Genomic DNA, 25,641 nt, shown 5'->3' with positions numbered 1-25,641 from the left:
CCTTCTCCCCTTGCGGGAGAAGGTGGCATTGCGAACGCAATGACGGATGAGGGGTGTTAGAGCGGACTCTGCAAGGTTGCATCTCTCCCCTCATCCGCCCTTTGGAGCACCCAGTCCACTCCAGTGGAGTGGACGATACCCGCAAGGGGAGAAGGGCTGGGCGCGCGCCATTCACCCGGGTCCGATCTTCAGAAGATCTTGGCGTATTTCTCGACGTTCGACTTGTCGAAGGTGAAGGGCTCACCCATCACCGCCTCGCCGTCCTCGCCGATCTTGGTCTCGCCCATGCGGCCCATCTTCACGGTGGAGCCGGGCTTGCCGCTCTCGCCACCGATGATGCCGGCCAGGATCTGCGTGGCCGAATAGCCGTAATCGACCGGATTCCAGATCGCGAAGCTATCGCAGGCGCCCTTCAGCACGGCGTCCTTCATTTCCGAAGGCAGGCCGAGGCCGGTGATGAAGACCTTGCCGGCGAGGCCGCCGTCGATGATCGCCTTGGCACCGGCGCGGATGCCGATGGTGGTGGGCGAGATCACGCCCTTGAGATTGGGATGCGTCTTCACCAGGCCCTGCATCTCTCGATAGGACTTGTCGTCCTGGTCGTCGCCATAGACGGTATCGACCAGCTTCAGCTTGGCATATTCGGGCTTCTCCCATTCCCTCTTCATCGCGGCGATCCAGCTGTTCTGGTTCGTCATGGTGGAGGCGGCGGAGAGGATGGCGACCTCGCCCTCGCCCTTGAGGGTCTTGGAGATCATCTGCACCTGCTTGGCGCCGATCATCTCGGTGGAGGAGGCGTTGAGATGCATGATGCGCCCGCCCTTGGCGATGGCGCTGTCGAAGGAGATCACCTTGATGCCGCGCTGGGCCGCCTTCTTGCCGACGGGCACCAGGGCGTTGGCGTCATTGGCGGAGACGATGATGCCGTCGACCTTCTGGGCGATCAGCGCGTCTATCACCGCGATCTGGTCCTCGGCAGTCGCCTTGGTGGGAGCGGTATAGATGATCTCGATGCCGCCGAGTTCCTTGGCCGCCTGCTGGGCGCCGTCGCGGCAGGCATCGAAATAGGAATTGCCGAGATTCTTGACCACCAGTGCGATGCGCTTGTTGGCGGCGAAAGCCGGCGTGACCGCGCCGAGCGGCAGGGCGCCTGCCAGCAGCGAACCGCCCAGGATCTTCAAGGCGCTGCGACGAGACTGATCGTCGAACATGTCGTTCCCTCCACATTGCCAGCCGGCTCTTGCCGGTCTGTCTGCCCGCAGGCGGTTTGACGGCCGGACTGGCCACCGACTCTCCCGCGCAGAGGCGCCATTCATGCCCGCCTCGCCGGCGAATGCAAGAGTCGGCAGCAATTTGTCTGATTAATTTTAACGCTGGGACGGACCGGGCCCGCCGGGCGGCCAAGGCGTCCATCACGCGCACAAACCTTCAAGATCGCGGCGGGGACCGGCGGATAGCATGGCAACCGCATCACCTGCAGGAAAAGCCCGCAATGCCCGCACAAATCATATCTGGCACCGATATCTGGCCCTCGATCATGACGGTGGTCCTGACAGCCCTGGTCGTGATGGGCAGCCCCGGCCCCTCGACCATCAGCGCAACCGCCACCGGTGCCGCCTACGGTTTCAGGAGATCGCTGCTCTATGTCTGCGGCCTGATTTCCGGTACCGGCGCAGTGCTGGTCGCCGTCGCCTTCGGCGTCGTCTCCGTACTGCTCTCCATCCCGTATGGCGCTCCTGCACTCCTCGTCGCCTCCGGCGCCTATATCGCCTATCTCGCCTACAGGATCGCCACGGCGCCGCCCCTTGCCGCGCAGGCACAACGGACAGCTGCGGCGCCCGCTTTCACGGGCGGCTTTCTGCTGGCGATCGCCAATCCAAAGGCCTATCTCGCGCTCGCGGCCGTCTTCGCCAGCACGAACATCCTGCGCGAGAATCCCACTCTCGACGCCGGCATCAAGGTTGTGCTGCTGGGGCTGATGATCGTCGCCATCCACCTCCTCTGGCTGACGATCGGCGTCTCGCTTGCCCGCCTGTTGCGAAATCCGAAAATATCGCGCTGTCTGAATGTCTTGATGGCGGCGCTTCTCCTCGCTACGACGGTCAAGGCCCTCCTATCGTGATCAGTCCGGCTAGCCGGCTGAGAGGCAGGAGCCTTTGCACCATGACATTGCGACCAGGACTTATGACCTCCCTTCCTTCCTTTGCGGCCTGGACCGTCTGCGGCATCGACGAGCTCGATCAGTTCAGCGGCTCCGGCGTCAGCCACGTGCTCTCGATCGTCGACCCGAACTGGCCTGAGCTGAGTGCCTTCCGAGCCTATGGCGTGCACCAGCGCACCATCCTGCAGTTCGACGACATCATCGATCCCATGGTCGGCAAGATCATGCCGGCCCGCGAGCACATGGCCGAAATCCTGCGCTTCGCCCGCGACGAAGCGGGCGCCATCCTCGTGCCGGAACGCCTGCTGGTGCATTGCCATATGGGCGTTTCGCGCTCGACGGCCGCGATGGCGACGCTGATGGCGCGTGCCGATTCGAGCCTGTCCGAGGACGAGATCTTTGCCCGCCTGCGTTCGATCCGCCCGCAGGCCTGGCCCAATTCCGTGTTGATCGGCTTTGCCGACGAACTTCTCGGCCGGGGCGGGCGCCTGACACAGGCCCTTCGCCGGCACTATGCCTTTCAGAAGCAGCACCGCCCCGACATGGCCGACTGGATGGTGCGGCTCGGCCGGGCGCGCGAAGTCGAGATGGCGGCCTGACACTCGCCCGAAGCGCCGCGTGCTCCCTTGTCAAGCGATCAGCGGCAGCGCCTGGCGCCAGGCGGCTTTGTAGCGAAGCAGGGCCTCGGCATCGGCATAGGGCGTTGCCGGCCTTGCCGGCTCGCGCGCCGGCATTTCGGGCCAGGTCGCGAGAAGCGACGTGCCATAGGCGGTACCGGAGCTGTCGAGGCTGGGCAGGACCGCCTGCCCCGGGCGCAATGCCGCGAGCAGGCTGCAATAGACCGGGTTGGCGGCAAAGCTGCCCTCGATCAGCAAAGGTCCGCTGCCGGCGCCAAGCGCCTCGAGGAGATAATCGGTCAGAAGCACGCAATAGAGGCTGGCCAGGGCCGCCCGCATGCCCTCCCCGGATGGCAGCCCGCCGCGGATCGCGCCGGGATATCCCGGAAAAGGCCCGCCATTGGGCACGAAACTCGGCAGTGCCAACACGCCGGCCGCCATCACGGCCGCAGCGTCGGCAAGCGAGCAGGAGGCAGGGGCACCATCGAGAATCACCGCAAATTCCCGGCCGCCCATGAATTTGGCCGCCGGCACCGGCCGGGCCTCGACATCGGCATAGGCCTGCATGTCCCTGGCCGCGTCGAGACGGCCGGGATCGGCGCCGAGCGCCATGATCACCGCCCAGGTGCCGGAGGAAACCAGCGTGAAGGGCGGCTCGAAGGCGATCAGATGAGGCAGGATGGAGCCGTTGGAATCATGGATGCCGGCGCGCACCCTGACGGTGTCGGGCAGGCCGGTCTCAGCCCGGATCTCGGGCCGCAGCGGACCCAGCACGGCGTGAGCCGCGATCGGCGGCGGGAACAGCGTCTCCCAACCACGCCGTGTCACCAGGGAGGACAGGCGCTTTTCACGGACAGCCCACAAATCGGAATGGCCGCCGATGCCCGTGACCTCGTTGCGGGCGATACCGGTGAGGCGCCAGGTGAAATATTGCGGATAGGGCACGATGTGCCTGACGCGGGCGAATTCCTCGGGGTGGCGCAACTGCTGGTAGAAGATCTGCTTGCCGGAATTGAGGCCCGCCGACATGGGCGGCGACAACGTCTCGGCAAAGGGCGGGCGGAACGGGGCATACTCGGCTTCGATCTCGCCGACTCCCTCGAACTCGTAGTCCATCACCGGCAGGGCCAGATCGTCATCGCCGATCAGGGCCATGGCGGCGCCATGGGTGGTGACGGCGATGTCGGCGATGGCATGCTCGGCGCCGGCCTTGCGCAGCCCTTCCATCAGGAAGCGCCAGATCGCCTCGACATCGGCATGCGGATAGGGCGGGCCGGCCAGTGTCCGGTTCGGCATCGAAGCCTGCCAGAGGCTGGCAGCGCCGTCGAACAGGACCAGCTTCACATTGGTCTTGCCGACATCGAGCACGGCGGTGACGGACATGGTCGGCTCGCAGGATTACGTCTCACCAAAGCATTTTCCAAAGAAGCCGGCAGACTTCTCGATTAAGAAAATGCGCCAAAACAAAGAGTTAGAGCAAAGCGCGATTCGAAGGAATCGCGCTTTGCTCTAGAGATCGGCATATTTGTCGAAATTCCTGGCGTCGACGATGAAAGGACGCAGGGTGAGGACGCCGTTCTCGCCGAGGGCGATCTGGCCGAGGCGGCCGGCGGTGACCAGGCTGCCCGTGCCGGTGGTCATGGTGTTTCTGGCCAGCGCCGCGGCAATCTGCATGGCGGCATAGCCGATATCCACCGGATTGGAGGCGGCGAAGCCTTCCACCGCCTTGGCCGACATGGCGGCCTTCAGCGCGGCCGGCCGGCCGAAACCGGTTACGAAGACCTTGCCGGCGAGACCTCTGTCGGAAACGCATTGCGCCGCGCCCACCAGGGCCGCCGGGTTGAAGACCAGCAATCCCTTGAGATTGGGGTGCTGCCTCAGCACGAAATCCGCGCTGGCGTAGCCGGCCTTCTCGTTGTCGTTGTCATAGAGCGTGTCGGCGAGCTTGAGCTTGCCATAGCCTGGTTTGAGCCATTGCTGCATGGTCTCCGAAACCAGCCCCTGCCCGTCCGCGCCGCTGCGCCCACCGGCCAGGATGGCGATGTCGCCGCCATCTTTGGCGTCGTCGGCCAGCATCGTCAGGAAGCTTTCCGCCTTGCCCCGGTTACCGACGGGATCGACATGGGCCGAGCGCGAATTGGCCGGAAGGGCCTGTTCGAAAGAGACCACCTTGATGCCCCGGATCATGGCGCGCTTGCACAGCGGCGCCAGGAGGCCGGCATCGACGGGGCTGATCAGGATGGCATCCACCTTCTGCTTCACGAAACCGTTGAGGAACAGGGCCTGTTCGCGCACCTGGCGCTTTTCCGGCGCAGCAACGGCCATGTCGAGATTGCCGATCTGCGTCGCCGCTTCCTGGGCCCCGTCGGCGCACGCCTTGTAGAAGGGATCGTCCTTGACCGGCACGATCACCCCGACGCGCAATCTGCCTTCGGTCACCGGCAGCACGGGCGTCGGATCGGCCTTGGGCTTGGGTTTGGGATTGGGCGCCGAAAGGGCCGATGACGACATGCCGGCCAACCCCAGGCCCCCCAGCAGCGTGACGATCTGGCGGCGGCTGAAGGTATCGGTCATGGGAACTCCGTCCGGGGGTGGTACGAGAAAAGCAAGAACGCCGCAGGCCCGATCGAACGGCCGGACCGGCAGCGAGAGCGGCCGAATCACGGCCGCGCCCATCTCATCACATGCCATGATCTTTGCAATCACGGCGTTACCGCGAGGTCGGTTAGAGCAGCCCCGGAACCTTCTCAGGCCATCAGTTCGCGGGCTTGCCGCCCGGCCGCCTGCAGCACTTCGTAGACCTTGAACTTCTTCTCGTGGAAGGCGCGGATCTCGCCTTGGCCGGGCGCGTAGGTGGCGCCGAGCGCGGACATGCCGCTCATCGCCTCGGCCAGCGCTGGGTAGGCCTTGCCGGCCACCGCGCCGAGCATGGCCGCGCCGAGCAGGACGGGTTCCGGCGTCTCCGCGACCGCCACCTCGATGCCCGTGGCGTCGGCGATGATCTGGCGCACCAGCGGGCTCTGGGCTGCCCCGCCCGAGATGATGATCTGCTGGAGCACAATGCCCTTGGCCGCCATCGCCTCGACGATCTGCCGCGCGCCATAGGCCAGGCCGCACAGACCGGCGACATAGAGCCTGACCAGGCTGTCGAGATCGTCCTCCAGGTCCAGGCCCGCAATCACGGCCCGGGCATCGGGATCGGCATGGGGCGCGCGATTGCCAAGGAACTCGGGCACGACATGGATGCTGCGTGCCAAAGTGGCATCGCCGGCGAGATTGGCCTGCGCCTCCAGCCAGGCCAGCAGGGGGCGCCCCGCGGTCTCGGCCCGTTCCACGGCCTGGGCATAGGCCGGATGCAGGGTGAGGAGATGGTCGAGCGCCGCGCCGGCCGCCGATTGCCCGCCCTCGTTCAGCCAGAGGCCGGGCACCATCGCCGAGAAATAGGGACCCCACACGCCTGGCACGAAAGCGGCCTCGCGCGTGCTCGCCATGGTGCAGGCCGAGGTACCGAAGACATAGGCGAGGCGCGCCGTCACGTCGGCCCCCTCGCCGTCCTTGCCAGCCGCGCCGACGGTGCCGATGCCGCCGGCATGGGCATCGATCAGCGAAGCCCCGACGGGGATGCCGGCCGCCAGCCCAAGATCGGCGGCGGCCGCCTCCGTCAGGCCCGAGCCCAGCGGCGTGCCGACATCCACGATGGTGTCGCCGATGCGGGCGAAGCCTTCGTCGGCAAGCGCGCCGAGGCCGATCTTGTGGAAATAGCCGGCGTCCCAGCGCTTCTCATGCGCGAGATAGGTCCATTTGCAGGTGACGGTGCAGACCGAGCGCGACAGCGAGCCTGTGGCGCGCCAGCTCAGATAGTCGGGCAGGTCGAAGAAATAGCCGGCCGCCGCGAAGATCTCGGGCTTGTGCTCCCTCAGCCAGAGCAGCTTGGGCGTCTCCATCTCCGGCGAGATCACGCCGCCGACATAGCGCAGCACCTCCTCGCCCGTCTCATTGATGCGCCGGGTCTGGTCGAGCGAGCGATGATCCATCCACACGATGACGTTGCGATTGGGATCGTCAGACGGACCGACCGAAAGCGGCTCGCCCTGCTTGCCGACCACCACCAGCGAGCAGGTCGCATCGAAACCGACGCCGGCGATGGCGCCCGGCTCGACCGCAGCCTCTGCCAGCGCTCCCTTCACGGCCGTGCAGACCGCCTGCCAGATGTTCTCGGAGGATTGTTCGACGATGTCGCCCGGCTCGTGCCAGATCGTGATCGCCTGCTTGGCCGAGCCGAGCAGCTTGCCCTTGCTATCGAAGACGCCGGCCCGCGCCGAGCCCGTACCCACGTCGACCCCGATGAAATATTGATCGCCCATCGCTATTGACCATCCATGTCGCGGTTCGCTCCCAGATATTCTACAGCTTTCCGCTGCTCTGAGCCCTTAGCTTAAAGGGGTGCCCCAGCTTGGCAACCTCGATTGGCGGGCAGAGCTGATAGGAATTTCACCGGCACAATGGCCTTCGGTGCGGAACGCTATGCAGACATGTCCGTCCGAACTTCTCACACGCCGCGACTACGCCCCACCGCATTCGGGGGCGGCGGCGGCTCAGATCCAGGCATACGACCAAACAGGCGAATGCATAGTCTCGAATGGCTCGCTGCTGACGATTGCCTTTGAATCAGCCAAGAGCGTCCCGGCCACACCGCAGGCATTTAGCAGCCGGCTCTACGCCGAACTGCGGCGTACCACTTCAAAACCGATATCGACGATCCGCACCGGAACCGTCTCGTTGCGTATGCGCGCCAGCACCAATTCACCGGCGCGCGTTCCAATATCACGCCCGGCGATGCGCACAGTGGTAAGGTCGAGGCCGCTAGGCTGGGCGATCGCAAAATCACCAAAGCCGGCGACGGCGAGCTCTTGCGGTGTCGCGATGCCGCGCCGCTGCGCGGCCAGCAGCACACCCGCAGCGATGGCATCGAGCGAGCAAAACACCGCATCGGTATCGGGAAAACGGGCCAGCAGCTCATCCAGCAGTGCCGGGCCGCTTTCCATGCCGGCGACCACTGCGGCTACGGCGACTTCGCGCGGTGCCATGCCCAGAGCCGCCAGCGCCGTGCGATAGCCCTCGCGCCGCTGCAGGCCGCGCTGATCCTTCTCGTCACCCGGACCGATGAAGCCGATGCGTCGATAACCATAGCCATGCAGAGCCATCGTCATCGCGCGACCCGCAGCCGGATTGTCGAAGCCGACGGCCATGTCGACCGGCTCGGCCGGCAGTTCCCAGGTCTCGACGACAGGCACGCCGGCCATGCTCAGCAGGCGGCGTGCGCGGGGCGTATGCAGCGTGCCGGTCAGCACGACTCCATCCGGGCGGCGGCCGAGAATCGCACGCAGCAAACGCTCCTCGTCGGTCGCCGAATAGTCCGACGAGCCCAGCAGAATGGAAAAACCAGCCGCTTCGACGCAGCGCGTGAGCCCGGCAATGGTCTGTGAGAAGATCGCGTTCTCGAACGTCGAGACCACCGCCGCGATCAATCCGCTCCGCCGTGCAGCAAGACTGCCGGCCAGCAGGTCCGGCACATAGTCCAGTTCGGCCATGGCCGCTTCGATGCGGGCCCGCGTTGCCACGGCAACAAGCTCCGGCGTGCGCAGCGCGCGCGACACGGTCATCTGCGAAACGCCGGCGCGTTCCGCCACATCGTCCATACGGAGCCTGCGGTCCGTTTTGGGCTGTGATTTGGGGGCTGCCATGCGCTTTTTTCGTTCCATCCGGCTCTGCGCATCGTCGCGCAAAAGACCGCCTTCGCCTCGTATTATTTTTTTCCGCACAACTCAATGCGCTTGACTCGAGGTGATGTTATCGCAAACATGTTTGCGCAATCATGTTTACGCAAACAGATGCTGGCCCGTTCACGAAGAAACGCCGCGCCTGAAGGAGGAAAAATGCTCAGCGAAGCCCAGATCCAGGCTTATCACGACGACGGCTACATCCTTGTCGAGGATGTCGTCACGGGTCAGGAGCTCGAAGAACTGCGACGGTTGACCTACGAAAAGATCGATCAATCGCGGGCCGTATCCGTAAGCGACGAGGTGTTCGACCTCGACGAAGGACACTCGAAAGACAATCCGAAGTTGACGCGCATCAAGATGCCGCACATTCAGATGCCGGCGTTCTGGGACGTGTTGAAATCCAGCAAATTCCGCTCGGTGCTGGAAGCCCTTCTCGGCCCAGCCGTGCGCTTGCAGACCTCGAAGCTCAATACGAAGGCACCAGGCGGCGGAGCCGCCGTCGAATGGCACCAGGACTGGGCGTTCTATCCGCACACCAATGATGACGTGCTCGCGATCGGCCTCATGCTTGAGGACGTCGAGGAGGAAAGCGGTCCGCTGCTCGTCATACCAGGCACACACAAGGGCCCGGTGCTCAGTCACTTCGTCAACGGTGTATTCGCCGGCGCGATCGATCCAAGTGATCCGCTGTTCGAGAAGGACAAGATCGTCACGCTGACCGGCAAGGCCGGTTCGATGACAGTACATCATTGCCGCACATTGCACGGGTCAGCGCCGAACGTGTCGAACCGGGCGCGTCTCATTTGTTTCTATGAGATGTGCGCAGCAGATGCCTGGCCACTTGCGGGCGGCGCCGGCGCCTTCCTCAACATGAATCAGCGCCAGGTCTATGACACTGTACAAAGCCGGATCATCTTCGGTGAGCAGACGATGCGCCCGCGCCTGAAAGACGTGCCGGTGCTCCTGCCGTTGCCGCCGGCGCCTGACGCGACCTCGATCTTCAAGACACAAAAGAGCGCGGGCGCGGTCAGTGCCTTCGCCAAGGCCGATCAGAAGGCCGGGCGCGCGGCCTAGCCGCGCCGCTTGCGAGTGCGCAAAGCGCAGCCGGCGTCCAACGAGGCGCCGGTCATTCGATACAAAACAAATGCCTCCGGGAGGATCCTCTATGCCAAAAGCTGCGATGGAAATGCATCCGCGCAAGGTCATTGTCGCGTCTTGCGTCGGCTCTGCGCTCGAATGGTACGACTTCTTCATCTATGCGACGGCCGCCGGACTGGTGTTCGGCAAGCTGTTTTTTGCCGATTTCGGCGGCAAGGGCACGCTGATAGCCCTCGCAACGTTCGGCGTCGGCTTCATCGCTCGCCCTTTCGGCGGCCTGTTCTTCGGCTATCTCGGCGATCGCATCGGCCGAAAACCGGTGCTGCTGATCACCTTGATGATGGTCGGCATCGGCACAGTTTTCATCGGCCTGCTGCCGACTTACGAACAGATCGGCATCTGGGCGCCAATCCTGCTCGTCACCATGCGTCTGATGCAGGGTTTCGGTGCAGGCGCCGAATATACGGGCGCCGTCATCCTGCTCGCCGAGTATGCGCCGGTCGGCAAGCGCGGCTTTTGGTGCTCATTTGCGCCCGCCGGAGTCGGCCTCGGAATGATGTTGGCATCGAGCGCGTTCTGGCTCGTCTCGCAACTGCCGCAAGAGCAATTCATGGACTGGGGCTGGCGCCTGCCATTCCTGGCCAGCATCGTCATCATCGCGTTCGGCTTGTTCGTGCGCTACCGTATCGATGAAACACCGGTGTTCGAAAAGATTGCGGCCGAGCCGGAAAAGAAATCGAAAAATCCCATCATCGAGTCGCTGACGAAGCAGCCGCGCAATTTCTTGGTCGTTCTCGGCGCGCGTCTTGCTGAGAACGGCTTTGGCTATTTATTTCCGGTATTCGGACTTAGCTACGCGGTGAACACGCTCGAATTCCCAAAGGATCAGTCATTGTTCGTGCTGATGACGAGCTATGTCGTACAGATAGCTTGCGTGATCGGCTTTGCGGCGCTGTCGGATCGCATCGGCCGACGGCCGGTCTACATGGCGGGCGCGTTGTTTGGGTGTCTCATTGCGTTTCCATTCTTCTGGCTGCTCGAGTCGAAATCGTTCCTGGCCTCGATCGCAGCGTTCTGGTTGGCGCAGATATCGGTCGGCATGATGTTCGGCGTACAGGCTGCATATTTCTCAGAACTTTTCGGGCCGGCGCGTCGCTTCTCGGGTTTCGCTTTCGCGCGCGAGCTCGGATCGCTTCTCGCCGGCGGCCCGGCACCCGCATTGGCAACCTTGATGGTGTCGTGGGCTTCGGGCTCGTCGTGGCCGGTAGCGCTTTATTCCGTCTTCCTCGGTCTCTGCACGGCTTATGCCGTATGGATGGGTCCGGAAACCTATCGTGATGATATCGCAGCCGACCAGCTTGAGACTGACGCCACAACTTTGCGGGCGCGGGCGCAAGTTGCGTAGCGGAAAATAGGAGCGAAAAGCATGACAAAAACCCGGGTTTGCGAGCCTCGTTAGGCCCGGGCGTCCGCGGCGGCTTCGCTTGGACTTGGCGCTTGGCCTTGGTGCTTGGACTTGGTGCTCGGCCATGCGGTCGAGTTCGCCACTGCCGTCATGCCCCATTGCTCCCGATGCTGCAGCCTTCCTCTGCTGCCATCCAGCGGCGCGAAGAAGCTCTCATTTGGCATCTTCGACCAGCACATAGAACTGGACCGAATGACGGAGAACTTCTTCATCAGCCTGCCACGGTGACCACCTCGACCTCCACCCCGGCCTCCGCCAGCATGTCGCGCGCGGCGGGTGGAATGCCGTCATCGGTGATCAGCCGGCGGATACGCGACAGCGGCGCCACCGCCATCGAGCCGCGCGGCTCGAACTTCGAGGAGTCCGCCAGGACGATGAGATCGGCCGCGCGCGTGAGCAGCTTGGCTTCCGCCCGCGCGATCAGCGGATCGCTCTCGATCAGGCCGAGCGGTCCGATCGAGGCCGCGCTCATGAACATTTTCGAGGCCGTGTAGTGCTGGATCGAGTCCTGGTCGAAGGGCGAGAGGATCAGGCTCTGGTCGCGATAGATTTCGCCGCCCGGCAGGATGATGCGATTGTCGCTGTCCTGCATCAGCGCCGCGGCGATCGGGAAGGAATTGGTCAGGATCTGCAGGCGCGAGGTCCGCAGGAACTCGACCATGTGGAAGGTGGTCGATCCGCCGTTGATGATGATGGATTCGCCATCGCGGCACAGCGCCGCCGCCCGCTCGGCGACCGCTCTCTTGCGCTCGGCATTGAGGGCCTGGCTGACCCCGAAGCGCCGCGCCTCGAGCGTGCTCCCTTCCGGCGAGGCCAGCGCCCGGACGCCGCCATGCATGCGCCGGACCATGCCCTGTGCGGCAAGATGGGTGAGGTCGCGGCGGATGGTTGCCGGCGAGGCCCTGGTGACGGCCGCAAGCTCCCGCGCCGAGATCACCGAGCGTTCCTGTACAAGCCTGACGATGGCCTGCCAGCGTTCCTGTTCGTGCATGCCCCCTCCAATTCGCTCATAGCCTTGCCCATTCGCTCATTCATGTCAACAAAACGCGCATTTTGCTGCACTGCACGACAAATTATGCGCATGTGATGAGCGATATTGATTGACCATGAGCGAGAGCGTTCATAAGCTCTGGAAACAATGACACAGGAAACGCACGCCATGGCCTCAGCACGACTCACAGATCTCTGGGACGACGCGGTCGCCGCCTCCCTCGACGAGCCGGGCAAGCTGCTCTATCGCTCCAACCTGCTGGGCTCGGACCTGCGCATCACCAATTTCGGCGGCGGCAACACTTCCGCCAAGGTCAAGGCGGCCGATCCGCTGACGCGTCAGGAGGTCACCGTGCTCTGGGTCAAGGGCTCGGGCGGTGACATCGGTTCGATGAAACTCGACGGCTTCTCGACCCTCTATCTCGACAAGCTCGAAGCGCTGAAGGGGCTCTATCGCGGCCTCGCGCATGAGGACGAGATGGTCGGTTATCTGCCGCACTGCACCTTCGACCTCAATCCCCGGGCGGCCTCCATCGACACGCCGCTGCACGCCTTCGTGCCGAAGATCCATGTCGATCACGTCCATCCCGACGCCGTGATCGCCATTGCCGCCTCGCAGAACGCCGAGAAGCTGACAAAGGAGATCTTCGGCGGCGAGATCGGATTCCTGCCCTGGCAGCGCCCAGGCTTCGACCTCGGCCTGAAGCTCTCCAAGCTGGCCACGGAGAACCCCCATCTCACCGGCGTGGTGCTCGGCGGCCATGGCCTGTTCACCTGGCATGACGATGCCAAGGCCTGCTACCAGCTCACTTTGCGCATCATTCAGAAGGCCGCGGACTGGCTGGAATCCAAGGCAAGCAAGCCCGCCTTCGAGGGCGAAAAAGTCACCTCCCTGCCCGCTCCCGAGCGCGCCGCCATCGCCACCCGCCTGATGCCGGCCATCCGCGGCCGCATCGGCAAGGCCCAGGCCAAGTCGGGCCATTTCACCGACGCCCCGGAAGTGCTGGAATTCGTCAATTCGAACGCGCTCGCCAAGCTCGCGCCGCTCGGCACCTCCTGCCCCGACCATTTCCTGCGCACCAAGATCCGCCCGCTGGTGATCCCCTTCGCCGGCGATATCGAGGCCACCATCGCCTCGCTCGATACGCTGATCGAGGCCTATCGCGCCGACTACGCCGCCTATTACGAACGTTGCAAGCATCCTGACTCCCCGGCCATGCGCGACCCCAATGCCGTGATCTATCTGGTGCCGGGTGTAGGCATGCTCTCCTTCGCCGCCGACAAGGCGACGGCCCGCATCGCTGCCGAATTCTACGTCAACGCCATCAATGTGATGCGCGGCGCCAGCGGCGTCGACACCTATGTCGGCTTGCCCGAACAGGAAGCCTTCAACATCGAATATTGGCTGCTCGAGGAAGCCAAGCTCCAGCGCATGCCCAAGCCCAAGGGCCTCGCCGGCCGCACGGCCCTGGTTACCGGCGGCGCCGGCGGCATCGGCCGGGCGATCGCCGCCCGCCTGATGCAGGAAGGCGCCAATGCCGTGCTGGCTGATATCGACCAGGCCTCGCTCGACGCGGCCGTCGCCGATTTCGGCAAGCTGTTCGGCAAGGACAGGGTGCGTGGCATCGCGATGGACGTCACCGACGAGGCCAGCGTGATCGCCGCCTTCGAGGAAACGGCGCGCAGCTACGGCGGCATCGACATCGTGGTCAACAATGCCGGCATTTCCTCGGCGGCTGCGGTCGAGGACACTTCACTGGAACTGTGGAACCGCAACATCTCCATCCTCGCCACCGGCTATTTCCTGGTGGCGCGCGAGGGCTATCGCCTGATGAAGACCGAAGGCAATGGCGGTTCCCTGGTGTTCATCGCCTCCAAGAACGGCGTCTCCGCCTCGGCCGGCGCCTCGGCCTACTGCACCGCCAAGGCGGCGGAGATCCATCTCGCCCGTTGCATGGCCCTGGAAGGGGCCCCGCACGGCATCCGCGTCAACGTCGTCAATCCCGACGCCGTGCTGCGCGGCTCCAAGATCTGGCAGGGCGAATGGCGCCAGCAGCGCGCCGCCTCCAACAAGATCGGCGAGGACGACCTGGAGGAGTTCTACCGCAAGCGTTCCCTGCTGCAGCGTTCGGTCTATCCTGAGGACATCGCCGAGGCCGTCTACTTCTTCGCCTCGGACCTCTCGGCCAAGTCCACCGGCAACTTCCTCAATGTCGATGCCGGCAATGTGGTGAGCTTCACGCGCTGAAGCGAGCGCTTTGCCAGCCTGGTTGCTCGACAACCAACCCGGCCCTATATTAGGGGCCGAGTTGGAGGCATCCATGAGACAGGATTGGACGACGGCCCAGGCTGCCTTTCTCCTGAACAAGCCTATCGAGGCCATAAAGAAGGCAATCGAGCGTGGCCCAGTCAAGCCGCGCGTGGCACGCGCGGGCGGCGTACGCACGCGCCGCCTTGCGCTCGGTGATCTCGTCTTTCTGCATGCAGAAGACACTCTGAAGGCCGAACTCACCCCCAGGGGACGGGCCGAACTTTACAGTGCGCTGGTGAAGGACCGGCGAACCATTCGCTCGGAAGTCAGTTTCGGTGACGTCACCATCAAGCTATTTCGACATATCCACGAAATCGAGGCGCGGCTGCGTGAACTCGAGCAGCTTTCCAGCGAGATTGAGATTCGCACCGGCAAGGCGCTGATCAAGGGTACGCAGATTGAAGCCTATCGCATCGCCGCCCTGCTTGAAGCAGGTATGAGCGTCGAAGCCGTTCTGCAAGACTATCCGTCACTAGGTGAGAATCAACTCCGGGCCGCCCGGGCCTACGCAGTGATCAATCCTAAGATCGGCCGACCCTACCCCAAGATGACGGCCAAGGCGGCCCTCCGCAACAGTGGGCTCGACGTCTTGGATGACGAGGTGTGAAATATCTGCTCGATACCAATCTATTGAAGGAGATAGGCAAGGCTGTTCCCCACGCCAACGTCCAGTCATGGCTCGACATGGTGGACGACTCAGACCTCGCCATATCGGTGGTCAGCATTCGCGAAATCTGGAAAGGCATTGAACGAAAACGAGCGGGTAACCCCGAACTGGCAACGCGGCTCGAAGCAGCCGTCCTTAGTATCCAGGCTGCGTTTACAGGCCGCATTCTGGCTGTAGACGAAAACGTCGCGCGGCAATGGGGTATCATGCTCGGACAAAGCGACAAGCATGTCGATGATACCGGTCTGGCCGCGACCGCCAAGGTTCATTAATTGATCCTGGTTACACGCAACGTATCGGATGTCACCAGCCGCGGCATCAATATCCTCGATCCCTTCAAGAGCCCACCGAAAATGTTTGGCGCATGAGCGTTCTTCTTTGAGCTTGCAGATCGATGGTTTTCTACTCCCTGCGACAGCCGAGCCATCACGTGGGATTGTATGCCGGCGAGTGGCAAGATAGAGCCCACTGTGAATCATGCCACACATTGCCTTTTACGCCCCGCTCAAGCCCCCTGACCACCCGACACCCTCGGGCGATCGGGAAACGGCGCGCCTCTTCCTCGCCGCGTTGCAGGGCGCCGGCTTCGAGGCCGATGTCGCTTCGACGCTGAGGACGGCGGATTCGGCCGGGGGGTGGGATTTTTCGGAGCCGGCACAGGCGGAAGCGAGCCGCCTGCTTGCCCTCTATCGCGAGCAGCCGCAGGAACGGCCCGCCCTGTGGTTCACCTACCACGTCTATTACAAGGCGCCCGACCTCGTCGGTCCGGCGATCGCCCGCGCCCTCGGCATCCCCTATGTGATCGCGGAGGGATCACGGGCTCCCAAGCGGGCCCAGGGAGCCTGGTCAAGGGGCCATGCCCAGGCGGAGGCCGCGCTCGACGCAGCCACCCTCATCCTCATCCTCAACCCGAATGACCGCGCCATGCTGGAAGCGGCAAGGCCCGATGGACAGGCGCTGGTCGACCTGCCCCCCTTCATCGATGCGGCGGGCTGGCCGTTGCTGGAGCGAAGCCGGCCCGCGCCCGGCTTCTGCCGCCTTCTCAGCGTCGCCATGATGCGCGAGCGCGACAAGCTGGCGTCCTATGAAATCCTGGCGGCAGCCCTTGCCGGGCTCGGCGGCGATCATCCCTGGCATCTCGACATCGTCGGCGATGGCCCTGCCCGGCCCCACGTCGAGGCGCTGTTCGCCCCCTTCGGCGAGCGGGTCGCCCTGCATGGCCGCATCGACGACCGCGCCAGACTGGCCTTGCTTTACGCCCAGGCCGATCTGCTGGCCTGGCCAGCCGTCAACGAAGCCTTCGGCATGGTCTTCCTGGAGGCGGCCCTGCAGGGCTGCCCCGCGGTCGCCGGCGCTTTCGGCGGCGTCGGCTCGGTGGTTCGCGATGGCCATACGGGCCTGCTGACCAAGCCCGGCGACATCGCCGATTTCAGCGCCGCTTTGGCCAGGCTGATGCGCGACACCGCGCTGCGGCAGCTTTTCTCCGGCCAGTCCCTCGCCTTTGCCCGGCAGGAGCGCTCGCTCGCCTCCGCCTCCGGCCGCCTGCGCGAGCTCTTGCTGCCGCTTGTCCAACCGGGAAAGCCCGCCGCATGAGCCGCTCGGTCCTTATCCTCGTTACTCATCTGCTCGGCGTCGGCCACCTCGCCCGTGCGGCCGCCCTGGCGCGCGGGCTGGTCGCCGCCGGCCATCGCGTCACCCTGGTCAGCGGCGGCCGGCCTGCTCCCCTGATCCGGGTCGAGGGGGCAACCTTCGTGCAATTGCCGCCCGTCCATTGCGTCGGCGTCGATTTCCGCACCCTGCTCGACGCGGATGGCAAGGAAATCGGCGATGATGTCCGGCAAGCCCGCATCGAGGCGATCCTGGCGGCACTCGCCTCTGCCGACCCCGACGTGGTCGTGACCGAAACCTACCCCTTCGGCCGGCGCCAGCTCGCCGCCGAATTCCGAGCCCTGCTCGAGGCGGCGCGCGATCGGCCCAGACCGGTGGCCATCCTCTCCTCCATCCGCGACATCCTCAACCCGCCGGCCAAGCCGAGCCGGGTGGAGGAGACGGAGGCCGTCCTCGCCCGCTTCTATGACGGCGTGCTGGTGCATGGCGATGCCGTGGTCACGCCGCTGTCGGCGTCCTGGCCCACCAGCCCGGGGCTGGAGCGCATCCTGACCTATACCGGCTACATCGCCGACACGGCCGAACCCGTAAAAGGCGTCCCCTCCGGCGAAATCCTGGTCTCGGGCGGCGGCAGTGCCGCCAGCCTGCCGCTCTACCGCGCCTCCATCGAAGCCGCGGCGCTTGCCGACACGCCCGCGCGCTGGCGCCTGCTGGTCGGGCACGGCGTCACCGAGGCCGATTTCGAGGCACTGGCGGCCAATGCCGGGCCACGGGTCATCGTCGAGCGCGCCAGGCCGGACTTTCCAGCCCTGCTGGCAGGGGCGGCCGCTTCGGTGAGCCAGGCGGGCTACAACACCATGATCGACCTCGCCCGCGCGGGCGTACCGGCGGTGGTGGTGCCGTTCGAGCAGGGCAAGGAGGCCGAACAGCGCCTGCGCGCCGAGCGTTTCCATGCTCTCGGCCTCGCCGGCATCGTCGGCGAGGCCGATCTCTCCGGTCCCGCCCTCGCGGCAGCCGTCAAGGCCGCCCTGGCGCGCACGCCCGGTGAGGCGCCGGTCCTTGCCCTCGACGGCATTGCCGCCAGCGTGCGGGCGGTGGAGGCGGCGGCGCAGCGTGCCGAAGAGCTGACCCAGGCCTGGACGCGCCTCGACGAGGCCCTCGCTGCCCGCCGCGAAATTCGCCTGTGGTGGCGCGACGACGACGCCGTCGCCGCCACGCCGGCGCTCGACCGCCTGCTCGCCCTGGCGCATCGGCACGCCCTGCCGCTGTCGCTGGCCGTCATTCCGGCCGCCGCCTCACCCAACCTCGCCGGGGCGATCGCCGAAGAACGGCATGTCGATGTGCTGGTGCATGGCTATGCCCATGCCAATCATGCCCCACCCGGCGCCAAGAAGCAGGAACTCGGCCACCGTGCCGTCGCCGAAATGCTGGCGGAACTCGGCCGGGGCCTCTCGACATTACGCTCCCGCTTCGGGGAGCGCTGCCTGCCCGTCCTCGTGCCGCCCTGGAACCGCATCGATCCGGCACTGATCGGCGGCCTCGCCGCCCTCGGCTTTCGCGGCCTGTCCGTCGCCGGCCCGCGGCTCGCCGCCCGCCTGCATGATCTTACCGCCGTCAATATTCACGTCGATCCGATCGCCTGGAAACAAGGTGGCGGCCTCCTCGATCCTGTTTTGGTATTGTCACAATGCATCCGCGCCCTTGAACATGACGAACCCTTGGGCATACTGACCCATCACCTCGTACACGACGCCTGGATTTGGAGTTTCCTGGATAGATTGTTCGACAGGCTCAAGAAGCACGCGAATATACGCTTCATGCCAGCATGCGCGTTATTTGCATGAAGCACTGGATCGAAAAACGATACACACGCCAGATAGCAGTGGCGCGCGATTGCGCGTGGGAATAGTCTGGCAACCGACAAGCACCGGAAAACGGGCATCGGAGAGACTGCGGAGCGGGAATGATCAACCAGCCGTTGCTGAGCGTGCGCGATCTCAGCGTAGACTTCCAGGGCGACACCGGTCTGGTTCACGCGGTGAAGAACGTGTCTTTCGACGTCTTCGAAGGGCAGACGCTGGCGGTGGTTGGTGAGTCCGGATCCGGCAAGTCGGTGACGGCCCAGGCCATCATGGGCCTGCTGTCCAAGACGGCGCGGATCACGGGCGGCAGTTGTCTGTTCAGAGACCCTGCCACCGGCACGACGACGGATCTCGTCAAGCTCAGTCCGAACGGGCCTGAAATGCGCGCCATCCGGGGTGCGCGCATCGCCATGATCTTCCAGGAGCCGATGACCTCGCTGTCGCCGGTGCACACCATCGGGGACCAGGTTACCGAAGCGCTGATGGTGCATACGAGCTGTTCCCGGCGCGAGGCGAATGAACGGGCGCTCGATCTCTTCGCCAAGATCCATTTCCGCAATCCCAAGCGCATGCTCACCACCTATCCCTTCGAGCTGTCGGGCGGCATGCGCCAGCGCGCCATGATCGCCATGGCCCTGATCTGCCGGCCCGCCTTGCTGGTCGCGGACGAGCCAACCACGGCGCTCGACGTCACCACGCAGGCGCAGATCCTCGCCCTCATCAAGGAAATCCAGGACGCCAAGAGCGCCGTGAACCAGAGCATGGCGGTGATCTTCATCACCCACGATCTCGGCGTGGTCGCCAACATGGCGGACGAGGTGGTGGTGATGTATCGCGGCGAGGTGATGGAACTCGGCGGCCGCGACGCCATCTTCCAGAACCCGCAGCATGACTACCTCAAGGCTTTGATGCGGGCCGTGCCCCATTTCAATATGAAGCCGGGCGAAAGACTGAAGCCCCTGCGGGAAATCGCCGTTCCGCCCCGCGGAGCGGCGGCGCCCGCCCCGGCGTCGGCAGGCGGCGGCCCGGTGCTTCAGGTCGAGAATGTCTCCAAGACGTTCACGATGCGATCGGGCATGTGGTCGGGCCGCAGCGAGACGATCCAGGCGCTGACCAACGTCTCGCTCTCGCTCGAACGCGGCACCACGCTGGGCCTCGTCGGCGAATCCGGCTCGGGCAAGACCACCCTGTCGCGCATGATCATGCGCGCCCCCGGCAGCGCCCCGGATAGCGGCGAGGTTCGCTTCGATGACGGCGATGGCCCGCGCGACGTGTTCACGCTGGAAGGCGAAGCGCTCAAGGCCTACCGCCGCTCCGTCCAGTTCGTGTTCCAAGATCCCTTCTCCAGTCTCAACCCGCGCATGACGGTGTTCGACATCCTGTCGGAACCCCTGCGGATCCACGGCATCGGCACCTCCGACGAACGCCATGAACGGGTCAAGTCCCTGCTCGAACTGGTCGGGCTGGAGCCCCAATATATGCGCCGCTACCCGCATTCCTTCTCGGGCGGCCAGCGCCAGCGCATCGGCCTAGCCCGTGCCCTGGCGCTGGAACCCAAGGTGATCCTGTGTGACGAGCCGACCTCGGCTCTCGACGTCTCGGTCCAGGCCCAGATCCTCAACCTGCTCAAGGATTTGCAGGCGGCACTCGGCGTCTCCTACCTGTTCGTGTCCCACAACCTGGCCGTGGTCGAATACATGGCCCGCGATATCGCCGTGATGTGCCGCGGCCATATCGTGGAGCAGGCCCCGCGCGAGGTGCTGTTCCGTTCGCCCCAGCACCCCTATACCAAGGCCCTGCTGCAGGCCATTCCGGACGTCGACCTCGCCAGCCCGCTCGACTTCGCCAAGCTGAAGACCGGCGGCGCCTCCCAGCCCGAGCACTGGCCCGCTCCCTTCACCATCGCACCGAATGCACCGCCGCCTGTCATGGTGGAGGTCGAGCCCCGCCATTTCGTCCGCCTCGGCGCCACGGCGGCCGACCAGCGCAGGGGAGAAGCGGCGTGAACACCCTCCTGAAGCGACTTGCGGCCGCACTGGGCCTCGCCTTCCTCCTGGCCGGCCCGGCCGTCGCGGATCCGCCGCCGGCGCCCGCCGAGCCGCCCTCCCTGGTGGCCAAGATCGCCAGCGGCGCCCTGCCGCCGCTGCTCGACCGCATGCCGAAGGTGCCGCTGGTGGCCGACATGCTCGCCCGCAACCGCAGCCTCGGCGACTATGGCGGCGAAATCCGCACCCTGGCCGCCAAGGCCCGGGACCTGCGCTACATCAACGTCATCAGCTATACTCGGCTGGTCGGCTACGACGAACACCTCAACCTCGAGCCGGATATCCTGCAGGCCGTCGACAGCAAGGACGACAAGGTCTTCACCTTCACGCTGCGCGAGGGTCATCGCTGGTCTGACGGCGCGCCCTTCACCACCGAGGACTTCCGCTTCTACTGGGAGGACGTCGCCCTCAATTCGAAGCTCAATCCCACCGGCCCGCCCGCCTTCATGCTGGTGGACGGCGAGAAGCCGAAGGTCGAGGTGCTCGACGCCACCCATATCCGCTACACCTGGTCCAAGCCCAATCCGGGCTTCCTGCCGTCATTGGCCGGACCACGGCCGATCTGGATCTATGCGCCGGCGCATTATCTCAAGCAGTTCCACAAGAAATATGGGGATGCCGACAAGCTCGCCCAGATGACCGCGGACCGGCAGATGACCTCCTGGGCTGCGCTCTACAACAAGCTCGACGATCCCTATGAGAACTCCAACCCCGACATGCCGACGCTCGACCCCTGGCATGTGGTGACCAAGGCGCCGGCCCAGCAATATGTGTTCGAGCGCAACCCCTATTTCCACCGGGTCGACCCGCGCGGGCGACAGCTGCCCTATATCGACCGTATCGTGGTCTCGATCTCGTCCGGCGGCCTGTTCGCCGCCAAGGCCAATGCGGGCGAGGTCGATCTGCTGGCCTGGGGACTGAGCACCAGCGACATCCCCACGCTCAAGGAAGGCGAGGCCAGCCACGCCTATCGCACACTGGCCTGGCCGATCGCGCGCGGTTCCGCCTTCGCCTTGTTTCCCAACCTCACCTGCAATGACCCGGTCTGGCGCGGCGTGCTCAGGGACGTGCGCTTCCGCCGGGCTTTGTCGCTGGCCATCGACCGGCACACGCTCAACAATTCCCTGTGGTTCCGGCTCGGCATCGAGGGCAACAACACGGTGATGCCTGAAAGCGCGCTCTACAGCGAGGACGACCGCAAGCGCTGGGCCACCTACGACCCGGCGCTGGCCAAGAAGCTGCTGGACGAAGCCGGCCTCAACAAGCGCAATGCCGCCGGCTTCCGCCTGCTGCCCGACGGCCGGGAAGCGGAACTGATCGTCGAGGTCGCCGGCACCGCCCGCGACATCGCCGATGCGCTCGAGATCACCAGCGAGTTCTGGCAGGATGTCGGCCTCAAAGTGGTGGTGAAGGCCGAGGACAGCAACGACCTCAACAAGCGCTCCTTCTCGGGCGTCACGCTGATGGTGGCGAGCGAGGGCCTGGAGAACGCCATTCCGACCGCACTGATGCCGCCCAGCGGCCTGGCTCCCCTGCGCCAGGACAATTATTCCTGGCCCAAATGGGGCCAATATGCCGAAACCGGCGGCATGGCCGGCGAAAAGCCCGACATGCCCGAAGCGATCGAGCTGATGTCCCTGTGGGAGCAATGGATGAATGCAACCACCCTGAACACTCAGGCGGCGATCTGGCGCAACATGCTCTCCCTCCATGCCGACCAGCAATTCAGCATCGGCACCGTGCAGGGCGCGCTCAAGCCCATCGTCGTCAACAAGGCCATCCGCAACATTCCCAAGAAGGCGGTGTTTTCGTGGGAGCCGACGGCGCTGCTAGGTGTCTATCGCGTCGATGAATTCTACTATGACAACATCGTCGTGACGGGGAACGCGCCATGATGCGCTACGTGCTGCGGCGCTTCGCCACCATGGTGGTGACGCTGCTCTTGATTTCGCTTCTGATCTTCATCGTGATCAAGCTGCCCCCCGGCGACTTCCTGACCAACAAGATCAACGAACTCAGGGCCCAGGGCGAGGCTGCCAGCGTGGCCAAGGCCGAGGCGATGCGGGCGCAATACGGCCTCGACAAGCCGCTGCTCCACCAATACGCCACCTGGCTCGGCATATTGCCCGGCCCCAACGGCTTCAAGGGCCTCATCCAGGGCTATTGGGGCTGGTCGTTCGAATATGAGCAGCCGGTGAAGGCGGTGGTGGGTGACGCCCTGCTGCTAACCGTCCTGCTCAACCTGGCGGTGATCGTCTTCATCCACCTGGTGGCCATCCCGATCGCCATCTATTCGGCCACCCGCCGCAATTCCGTCGGTGCCCATCTGGTGACGTTCCTGGGTTATATCGGCCTGGCGACGCCCAGTTTCCTGCTCGCCCTCGCGCTGCTGTTCTATCTCAACCGCTGGTTCGGCATCTCGATCGGCGGCATGTTCGGCCCCGATTATACCGACGCGCCCTGGTCGTTCGGCAAGCTCGGCTCCTTCCTCAGCCACATGATCGTGCCGGTGGTGGTGATCGGCCTCGCCGGCACTGCCGGCATGATAAGGCGGCTGCGCGCCAACCTGCTCGACGAGCTCGCCAAGCAATATACGGTCACCGCCAAGGCCAAGGGGCTGCCGCCCGGCCGGGCTCTGCTGAAGTACCCGTTCCGCATCGCGCTCAATCCCTTCGTGGCCGATATCGGCAATCTCCTGCCCAGCATCGTCTCGGGCTCGGCCATCGTCTCCATCGTGCTGAGCCTGCCGACGATCGGCCCCATCCTGGTGCAGGCCCTGCGCATCCAGGACCAGTATCTGGCCGGCTTCATCCTGCTCTTCGTTGCCTTCCTCACCGTGGTCGGCATGTTCATCGCTGATCTCGCCCTTGCCGTGCTCGATCCGCGCATTCGTATCGGCACCGGCAAATAGGACGATCCATGACCGAACTGCGATCGCCCCATTACGTCAATCCCGCTCCCTTCGACCCCTATGTCGCCAAGAAGATGACGGCCGAGGAGGAGCGGTTCTATCGCGCTTCCTCGGCCACGCTGATCTGGTGGAAATTCCGGCGCAATCGGCCGGCCCTATTCGCCGGCATCTTTCTGGCGCTGATCTATCTGTCGCTGCCTTTCGTGGAAGTCATCGCTCCCTATTCCCTGAACCAGCGCAATGCCGACTATCTCTATACGCCGCCGCAGAGCGTGCATCTGTTCCATGACGGGCAGTTCGTCGGCCCCTTCGTCTATCCCGTGAGCTTCGCCATCCGGGATATCGAAAGCCCGCAATTTCCCGGCATCTATCAGGTCGACAAGACCAAACCCCAGCCGCTGCGCTTCTTCTGCCATGGCGAGCGCTACAAGATGTGGGGTCTGTTCGAAGGCAACTTCCACCTGGTCTGCCCGCCTGAAAACGGCACCGCCTTCCTGCTCGGGACGGACCGGCTTGGCCGGGACATGCTCTCGCGCATCATTTACGGCGCCCGCATCTCTCTGACCGTGGGCCTGATCGGCATCGCGGTCTCCTTCACGATCGGCCTGACGCTGGGGGGCCTCGCCGGCTATGTCGGCGGCATCGTCGATGCCCTGGTGATGCGCCTGATCGAGGTGCTGCGCTCGCTGCCCGAACTGCCGCTTTGGCTCGCTTTGTCCGCGGCCCTGCCGGCCAATTGGAGCCCGGTGATCGTCTTTCTCGGCATCACCATCATCCTCGGCCTGCTCGACTGGCCGGGCCTGGCTTTGGCAGTGCGCTCGAAGGTGAAATCGCTGCGCAACGAGGATTTCGTGCATGCCGCCGAGATGATGGGAGCCTCGCGCGCCCGCATCATCGGCCGCCACCTCCTGCCCAATTTCATGAGCCATCTGATCGCCAGCGCCACCCTATCGATCCCGGCGATGATCCTGGGCGAGACGGCGCTGTCCTTCCTCGGGCTCGGCCTGCGCCCGCCCGTGGTGAGCTGGGGCGTGCTGCTCAACTCCGCCCAGAATCTGGGCGCCATCAACCTCTATCCCTGGCTGCTGATCCCGATGATCCCGGTGATGCTGGTCGTGCTCGCCTTCAATTTCTTCGGCGACGGCCTCAGGGACGCGGCCGACCCCTATCATTGAGCCGGAGAACGGTCAGTCAGGATCGGAAAGGCTGATGCGGGACGGAGAGCCCCGCCGCGTCGTTTTGACATTATTATCAGTTTATACTAATCATAAGTCATGGCTGTTGATAGCGTGCAACTGGCCGCATTGGGCGACCAGACCCGTCGAACGATCTTCGAGTTGATCGCAGAGCATCCGCGCTCCGTTGCCGAGATCACCCGGCATGTTTCCGTCTCCCAGTCGGCTGTCTCGCAGCATCTGAAGATATTGCGTGAATCGCGGCTCGTGCGTTCGGAGCCAAAGGGGGCGAGCAACGTCTACCACATCGATCCGCATGGGCTTGGCCAGATGCGCGCCTGGCTCGACCGTTTCTGGAGCGATACCCTCGCGGCCTACAAGATTGCCGCCGAGCAACCGGCAGAGGAACAGTAATGAGCTCTCATGTAACACCCTCAACCGTGAAGCAATCCATCGTGGTCGAGGCGCCGATCGAGCGCGCCTTCAAGGTCTTCACCGAGCAATTCGGCAGCTTCAAGCCCCGTGAGCATAACCTGCTCGGCGTCGACATCGCCGAAACCGTGTTTGAGCCACGGGTCGGCGGCAATATCTATGACCGTGGCATCGACGGCAGCGAATGCCGCTGGGCACGCGTGCTGGCTTATGAGCCACCTCATCGGGTGCTGTTGAGCTGGGACATCAGCCCGCGATGGCAGATCGAGACCGATCCGGAAAAGACCAGCGAATGGGAGGTGCAGTTCATTGCCGAAACGGCGAGCCGCACCCGAGTCGAGCTCGAGCACCGGAAGCTCGAACGCCATGGCCAGGGTTGGGAAGGCGAGCGCGACGCCGTTGCCGGCGACCAGGGCTGGCCGCTCTATCTGCGTCGCTTCGCAGAATTGGTGGCCGCACAGGCCTGATACCCGCCGCCGGTTGGATGGCGATCGTTCGGCCGCCTGCCTGCTTCAT

The 25,641-nt window shown here is 64.6% G+C and carries 21 protein-coding genes; 15 read left to right on the top strand and 6 right to left on the bottom strand.

The genetic code is table 11. The annotated features are described in order from the left end of the window. Positions 1 to 188 precede the first annotated feature (188 nt). Entirely contained in the window at positions 189 to 1,211 is a 1,023-nt protein-coding gene (gene rhaS / locus J8I29_RS10215; RefSeq protein WP_105861119.1) for a rhamnose ABC transporter substrate-binding protein, read from the bottom strand. Between the two features lie 281 nt (positions 1,212 to 1,492). On the opposite strand from rhaS, the gene J8I29_RS10210 reads away from it, so the two are divergent. Beyond that, the gene (locus J8I29_RS10210; protein WP_105861118.1) at positions 1,493 to 2,122 is read left to right on the top strand and encodes a LysE family translocator; all 630 of its coding nucleotides are present in this window, start codon (positions 1,493 to 1,495) and stop codon (positions 2,120 to 2,122) included. Between the two features lie 41 nt (positions 2,123 to 2,163). Continuing rightward, complete coding sequence (locus J8I29_RS10205) at positions 2,164 to 2,760, top strand: protein-tyrosine-phosphatase (protein ID WP_245196830.1); 597 nt, start codon at positions 2,164 to 2,166, stop codon at positions 2,758 to 2,760. 30 nt (positions 2,761 to 2,790) lie between these two features. Here the strand turns inward: J8I29_RS10205 and J8I29_RS10200 are convergent, their stop codons facing one another. The 4 genes from J8I29_RS10200 to J8I29_RS10185 form a co-directional block, all read right to left on the bottom strand. Then, positions 2,791 to 4,161 (bottom strand): sugar kinase, encoded by a 1,371-nt coding sequence (locus J8I29_RS10200; protein ID WP_209431552.1) that lies wholly within the window; start codon positions 4,159 to 4,161, stop codon positions 2,791 to 2,793. Between the two features lie 126 nt (positions 4,162 to 4,287). Continuing rightward, on the bottom strand, positions 4,288 to 5,352 hold the full coding sequence (locus J8I29_RS10195; RefSeq protein ID WP_209431551.1) for a substrate-binding domain-containing protein: 1,065 nt from the start codon (positions 5,350 to 5,352) through the stop codon (positions 4,288 to 4,290). A gap of 173 nt (positions 5,353 to 5,525) precedes the next feature. Continuing rightward, positions 5,526 to 7,142: an FGGY-family carbohydrate kinase gene (locus tag J8I29_RS10190; protein ID WP_209431550.1), complete on the bottom strand. Its 1,617-nt coding sequence runs from the start codon at positions 7,140 to 7,142 to the stop codon at positions 5,526 to 5,528. A gap of 351 nt (positions 7,143 to 7,493) precedes the next feature. Further along, positions 7,494 to 8,564, bottom strand: coding sequence for a LacI family DNA-binding transcriptional regulator (locus J8I29_RS10185; RefSeq protein WP_105861113.1), 1,071 nt, complete (start codon positions 8,562 to 8,564; stop codon positions 7,494 to 7,496). Between the two features lie 150 nt (positions 8,565 to 8,714). On the opposite strand from J8I29_RS10185, the gene J8I29_RS10180 reads away from it, so the two are divergent. Further along, a complete protein-coding gene (locus J8I29_RS10180) occupies positions 8,715 to 9,635 on the top strand; it encodes a phytanoyl-CoA dioxygenase family protein (RefSeq protein ID WP_105861112.1) in 921 nt (306 codons plus the stop codon). Between the two features lie 91 nt (positions 9,636 to 9,726). Continuing rightward, the gene (locus J8I29_RS10175) at positions 9,727 to 11,064 is read left to right on the top strand and encodes an MFS transporter (RefSeq protein ID WP_209431549.1); all 1,338 of its coding nucleotides are present in this window, start codon (positions 9,727 to 9,729) and stop codon (positions 11,062 to 11,064) included. Positions 11,065 to 11,335: 271 nt separating this feature from the next. Here J8I29_RS10175 and J8I29_RS10170 read toward each other — a convergent pair whose 3' ends face one another. Next, positions 11,336 to 12,115: a DeoR/GlpR family DNA-binding transcription regulator gene (locus J8I29_RS10170; RefSeq protein ID WP_209431548.1), complete on the bottom strand. Its 780-nt coding sequence runs from the start codon at positions 12,113 to 12,115 to the stop codon at positions 11,336 to 11,338. A gap of 168 nt (positions 12,116 to 12,283) precedes the next feature. Here J8I29_RS10170 and J8I29_RS10165 point away from each other — a divergent pair, with 168 nt between their 5' ends. The 11 genes from J8I29_RS10165 to J8I29_RS10115 all read left to right on the top strand — a co-directional run bounded on the left by J8I29_RS10165 (position 12,284) and on the right by J8I29_RS10115 (position 25,592). Further along, positions 12,284 to 14,362, top strand: coding sequence for a bifunctional rhamnulose-1-phosphate aldolase/short-chain dehydrogenase (locus tag J8I29_RS10165; protein WP_245196829.1), 2,079 nt, complete (start codon positions 12,284 to 12,286; stop codon positions 14,360 to 14,362). A 73-nt stretch (positions 14,363 to 14,435) separates the two neighbouring features. Then, entirely contained in the window at positions 14,436 to 15,032 is a 597-nt protein-coding gene (locus J8I29_RS10160) for a DUF433 domain-containing protein (RefSeq protein WP_209431546.1), read from the top strand. Continuing rightward, on the top strand, positions 15,029 to 15,364 hold the full coding sequence (locus J8I29_RS10155; protein ID WP_209431545.1) for a VapC toxin family PIN domain ribonuclease: 336 nt from the start codon (positions 15,029 to 15,031) through the stop codon (positions 15,362 to 15,364). The genes J8I29_RS10160 and J8I29_RS10155 overlap by 4 nt, the downstream gene beginning before the upstream one ends. A 205-nt stretch (positions 15,365 to 15,569) precedes the next feature. After that, positions 15,570 to 16,685, top strand: coding sequence for a glycosyltransferase family 4 protein (locus J8I29_RS10150; RefSeq protein ID WP_209431544.1), 1,116 nt, complete (start codon positions 15,570 to 15,572; stop codon positions 16,683 to 16,685). Beyond that, positions 16,682 to 18,544 (top strand): glycosyltransferase, encoded by a 1,863-nt coding sequence (locus tag J8I29_RS10145; protein WP_209431543.1) that lies wholly within the window; start codon positions 16,682 to 16,684, stop codon positions 18,542 to 18,544. Before J8I29_RS10150 ends, J8I29_RS10145 begins: the two co-directional genes overlap by 4 nt. A gap of 119 nt (positions 18,545 to 18,663) precedes the next feature. Then, positions 18,664 to 20,568 (top strand): ABC transporter ATP-binding protein, encoded by a 1,905-nt coding sequence (locus J8I29_RS10140; RefSeq protein ID WP_209431542.1) that lies wholly within the window; start codon positions 18,664 to 18,666, stop codon positions 20,566 to 20,568. Then, the gene (locus J8I29_RS10135) at positions 20,565 to 22,502 is read left to right on the top strand and encodes an ABC transporter substrate-binding protein (RefSeq protein WP_209431541.1); all 1,938 of its coding nucleotides are present in this window, start codon (positions 20,565 to 20,567) and stop codon (positions 22,500 to 22,502) included. Before J8I29_RS10140 ends, J8I29_RS10135 begins: the two co-directional genes overlap by 4 nt. Further along, entirely contained in the window at positions 22,499 to 23,518 is a 1,020-nt protein-coding gene (locus tag J8I29_RS10130; protein ID WP_209431540.1) for an ABC transporter permease, read from the top strand. The genes J8I29_RS10135 and J8I29_RS10130 overlap by 4 nt, the downstream gene beginning before the upstream one ends. Before the next feature lie 8 nt (positions 23,519 to 23,526). Then, the gene (locus J8I29_RS10125; protein ID WP_105861102.1) at positions 23,527 to 24,693 is read left to right on the top strand and encodes an ABC transporter permease; all 1,167 of its coding nucleotides are present in this window, start codon (positions 23,527 to 23,529) and stop codon (positions 24,691 to 24,693) included. 99 nt (positions 24,694 to 24,792) lie between these two features. After that, on the top strand, positions 24,793 to 25,107 hold the full coding sequence (locus J8I29_RS10120; RefSeq protein ID WP_209431539.1) for a metalloregulator ArsR/SmtB family transcription factor: 315 nt from the start codon (positions 24,793 to 24,795) through the stop codon (positions 25,105 to 25,107). Beyond that, positions 25,107 to 25,592 (top strand): SRPBCC family protein, encoded by a 486-nt coding sequence (locus J8I29_RS10115; RefSeq protein WP_209431538.1) that lies wholly within the window; start codon positions 25,107 to 25,109, stop codon positions 25,590 to 25,592. The genes J8I29_RS10120 and J8I29_RS10115 overlap by 1 nt, the downstream gene beginning before the upstream one ends. Positions 25,593 to 25,641 lie beyond the last annotated feature (49 nt).

The organism is Labrys sp. LIt4 (assembly GCF_017813775.1).
GTDB lineage: Bacteria > Pseudomonadota > Alphaproteobacteria > Rhizobiales > Labraceae > Labrys > Labrys okinawensis_A.
Note: the sequence above shows the minus strand (reverse complement) of the source record. Positions and strands in the feature narration are given on the sequence as shown.

What these genes read in the sequence shown, in the direction of transcription:
- rhaS (WP_105861119.1), bottom strand. Translation starts at nt 1,211, where the DNA reads ATGTTCGACGATCAGTCTCGTCGCAGCGCCTTGAAGATCCTGGGCGGT.
- J8I29_RS10210 (WP_105861118.1), top strand. Translation starts at nt 1,493, where the DNA reads ATGCCCGCACAAATCATATCTGGCACCGATATCTGGCCCTCGATCATG.
- J8I29_RS10205 (WP_245196830.1), top strand. Translation starts at nt 2,164, where the DNA reads ATGACATTGCGACCAGGACTTATGACCTCCCTTCCTTCCTTTGCGGCC.
- J8I29_RS10200 (WP_209431552.1), bottom strand. Translation starts at nt 4,161, where the DNA reads ATGTCCGTCACCGCCGTGCTCGATGTCGGCAAGACCAATGTGAAGCTG.
- J8I29_RS10195 (WP_209431551.1), bottom strand. Translation starts at nt 5,352, where the DNA reads ATGACCGATACCTTCAGCCGCCGCCAGATCGTCACGCTGCTGGGGGGC.
- J8I29_RS10190 (WP_209431550.1), bottom strand. Translation starts at nt 7,142, where the DNA reads ATGGGCGATCAATATTTCATCGGGGTCGACGTGGGTACGGGCTCGGCG.
- J8I29_RS10180 (WP_105861112.1), top strand. Translation starts at nt 8,715, where the DNA reads ATGCTCAGCGAAGCCCAGATCCAGGCTTATCACGACGACGGCTACATC.
- J8I29_RS10175 (WP_209431549.1), top strand. Translation starts at nt 9,727, where the DNA reads ATGCCAAAAGCTGCGATGGAAATGCATCCGCGCAAGGTCATTGTCGCG.
- J8I29_RS10170 (WP_209431548.1), bottom strand. Translation starts at nt 12,115, where the DNA reads ATGCACGAACAGGAACGCTGGCAGGCCATCGTCAGGCTTGTACAGGAA.
- J8I29_RS10165 (WP_245196829.1), top strand. Translation starts at nt 12,284, where the DNA reads ATGGCCTCAGCACGACTCACAGATCTCTGGGACGACGCGGTCGCCGCC.
- J8I29_RS10160 (WP_209431546.1), top strand. Translation starts at nt 14,436, where the DNA reads ATGAGACAGGATTGGACGACGGCCCAGGCTGCCTTTCTCCTGAACAAG.
- J8I29_RS10150 (WP_209431544.1), top strand. Translation starts at nt 15,570, where the DNA reads ATGCCACACATTGCCTTTTACGCCCCGCTCAAGCCCCCTGACCACCCG.
- J8I29_RS10145 (WP_209431543.1), top strand. Translation starts at nt 16,682, where the DNA reads ATGAGCCGCTCGGTCCTTATCCTCGTTACTCATCTGCTCGGCGTCGGC.
- J8I29_RS10140 (WP_209431542.1), top strand. Translation starts at nt 18,664, where the DNA reads ATGATCAACCAGCCGTTGCTGAGCGTGCGCGATCTCAGCGTAGACTTC.
- J8I29_RS10130 (WP_209431540.1), top strand. Translation starts at nt 22,499, where the DNA reads ATGATGCGCTACGTGCTGCGGCGCTTCGCCACCATGGTGGTGACGCTG.
- J8I29_RS10125 (WP_105861102.1), top strand. Translation starts at nt 23,527, where the DNA reads ATGACCGAACTGCGATCGCCCCATTACGTCAATCCCGCTCCCTTCGAC.
- J8I29_RS10120 (WP_209431539.1), top strand. Translation starts at nt 24,793, where the DNA reads ATGGCTGTTGATAGCGTGCAACTGGCCGCATTGGGCGACCAGACCCGT.
- J8I29_RS10115 (WP_209431538.1), top strand. Translation starts at nt 25,107, where the DNA reads ATGAGCTCTCATGTAACACCCTCAACCGTGAAGCAATCCATCGTGGTC.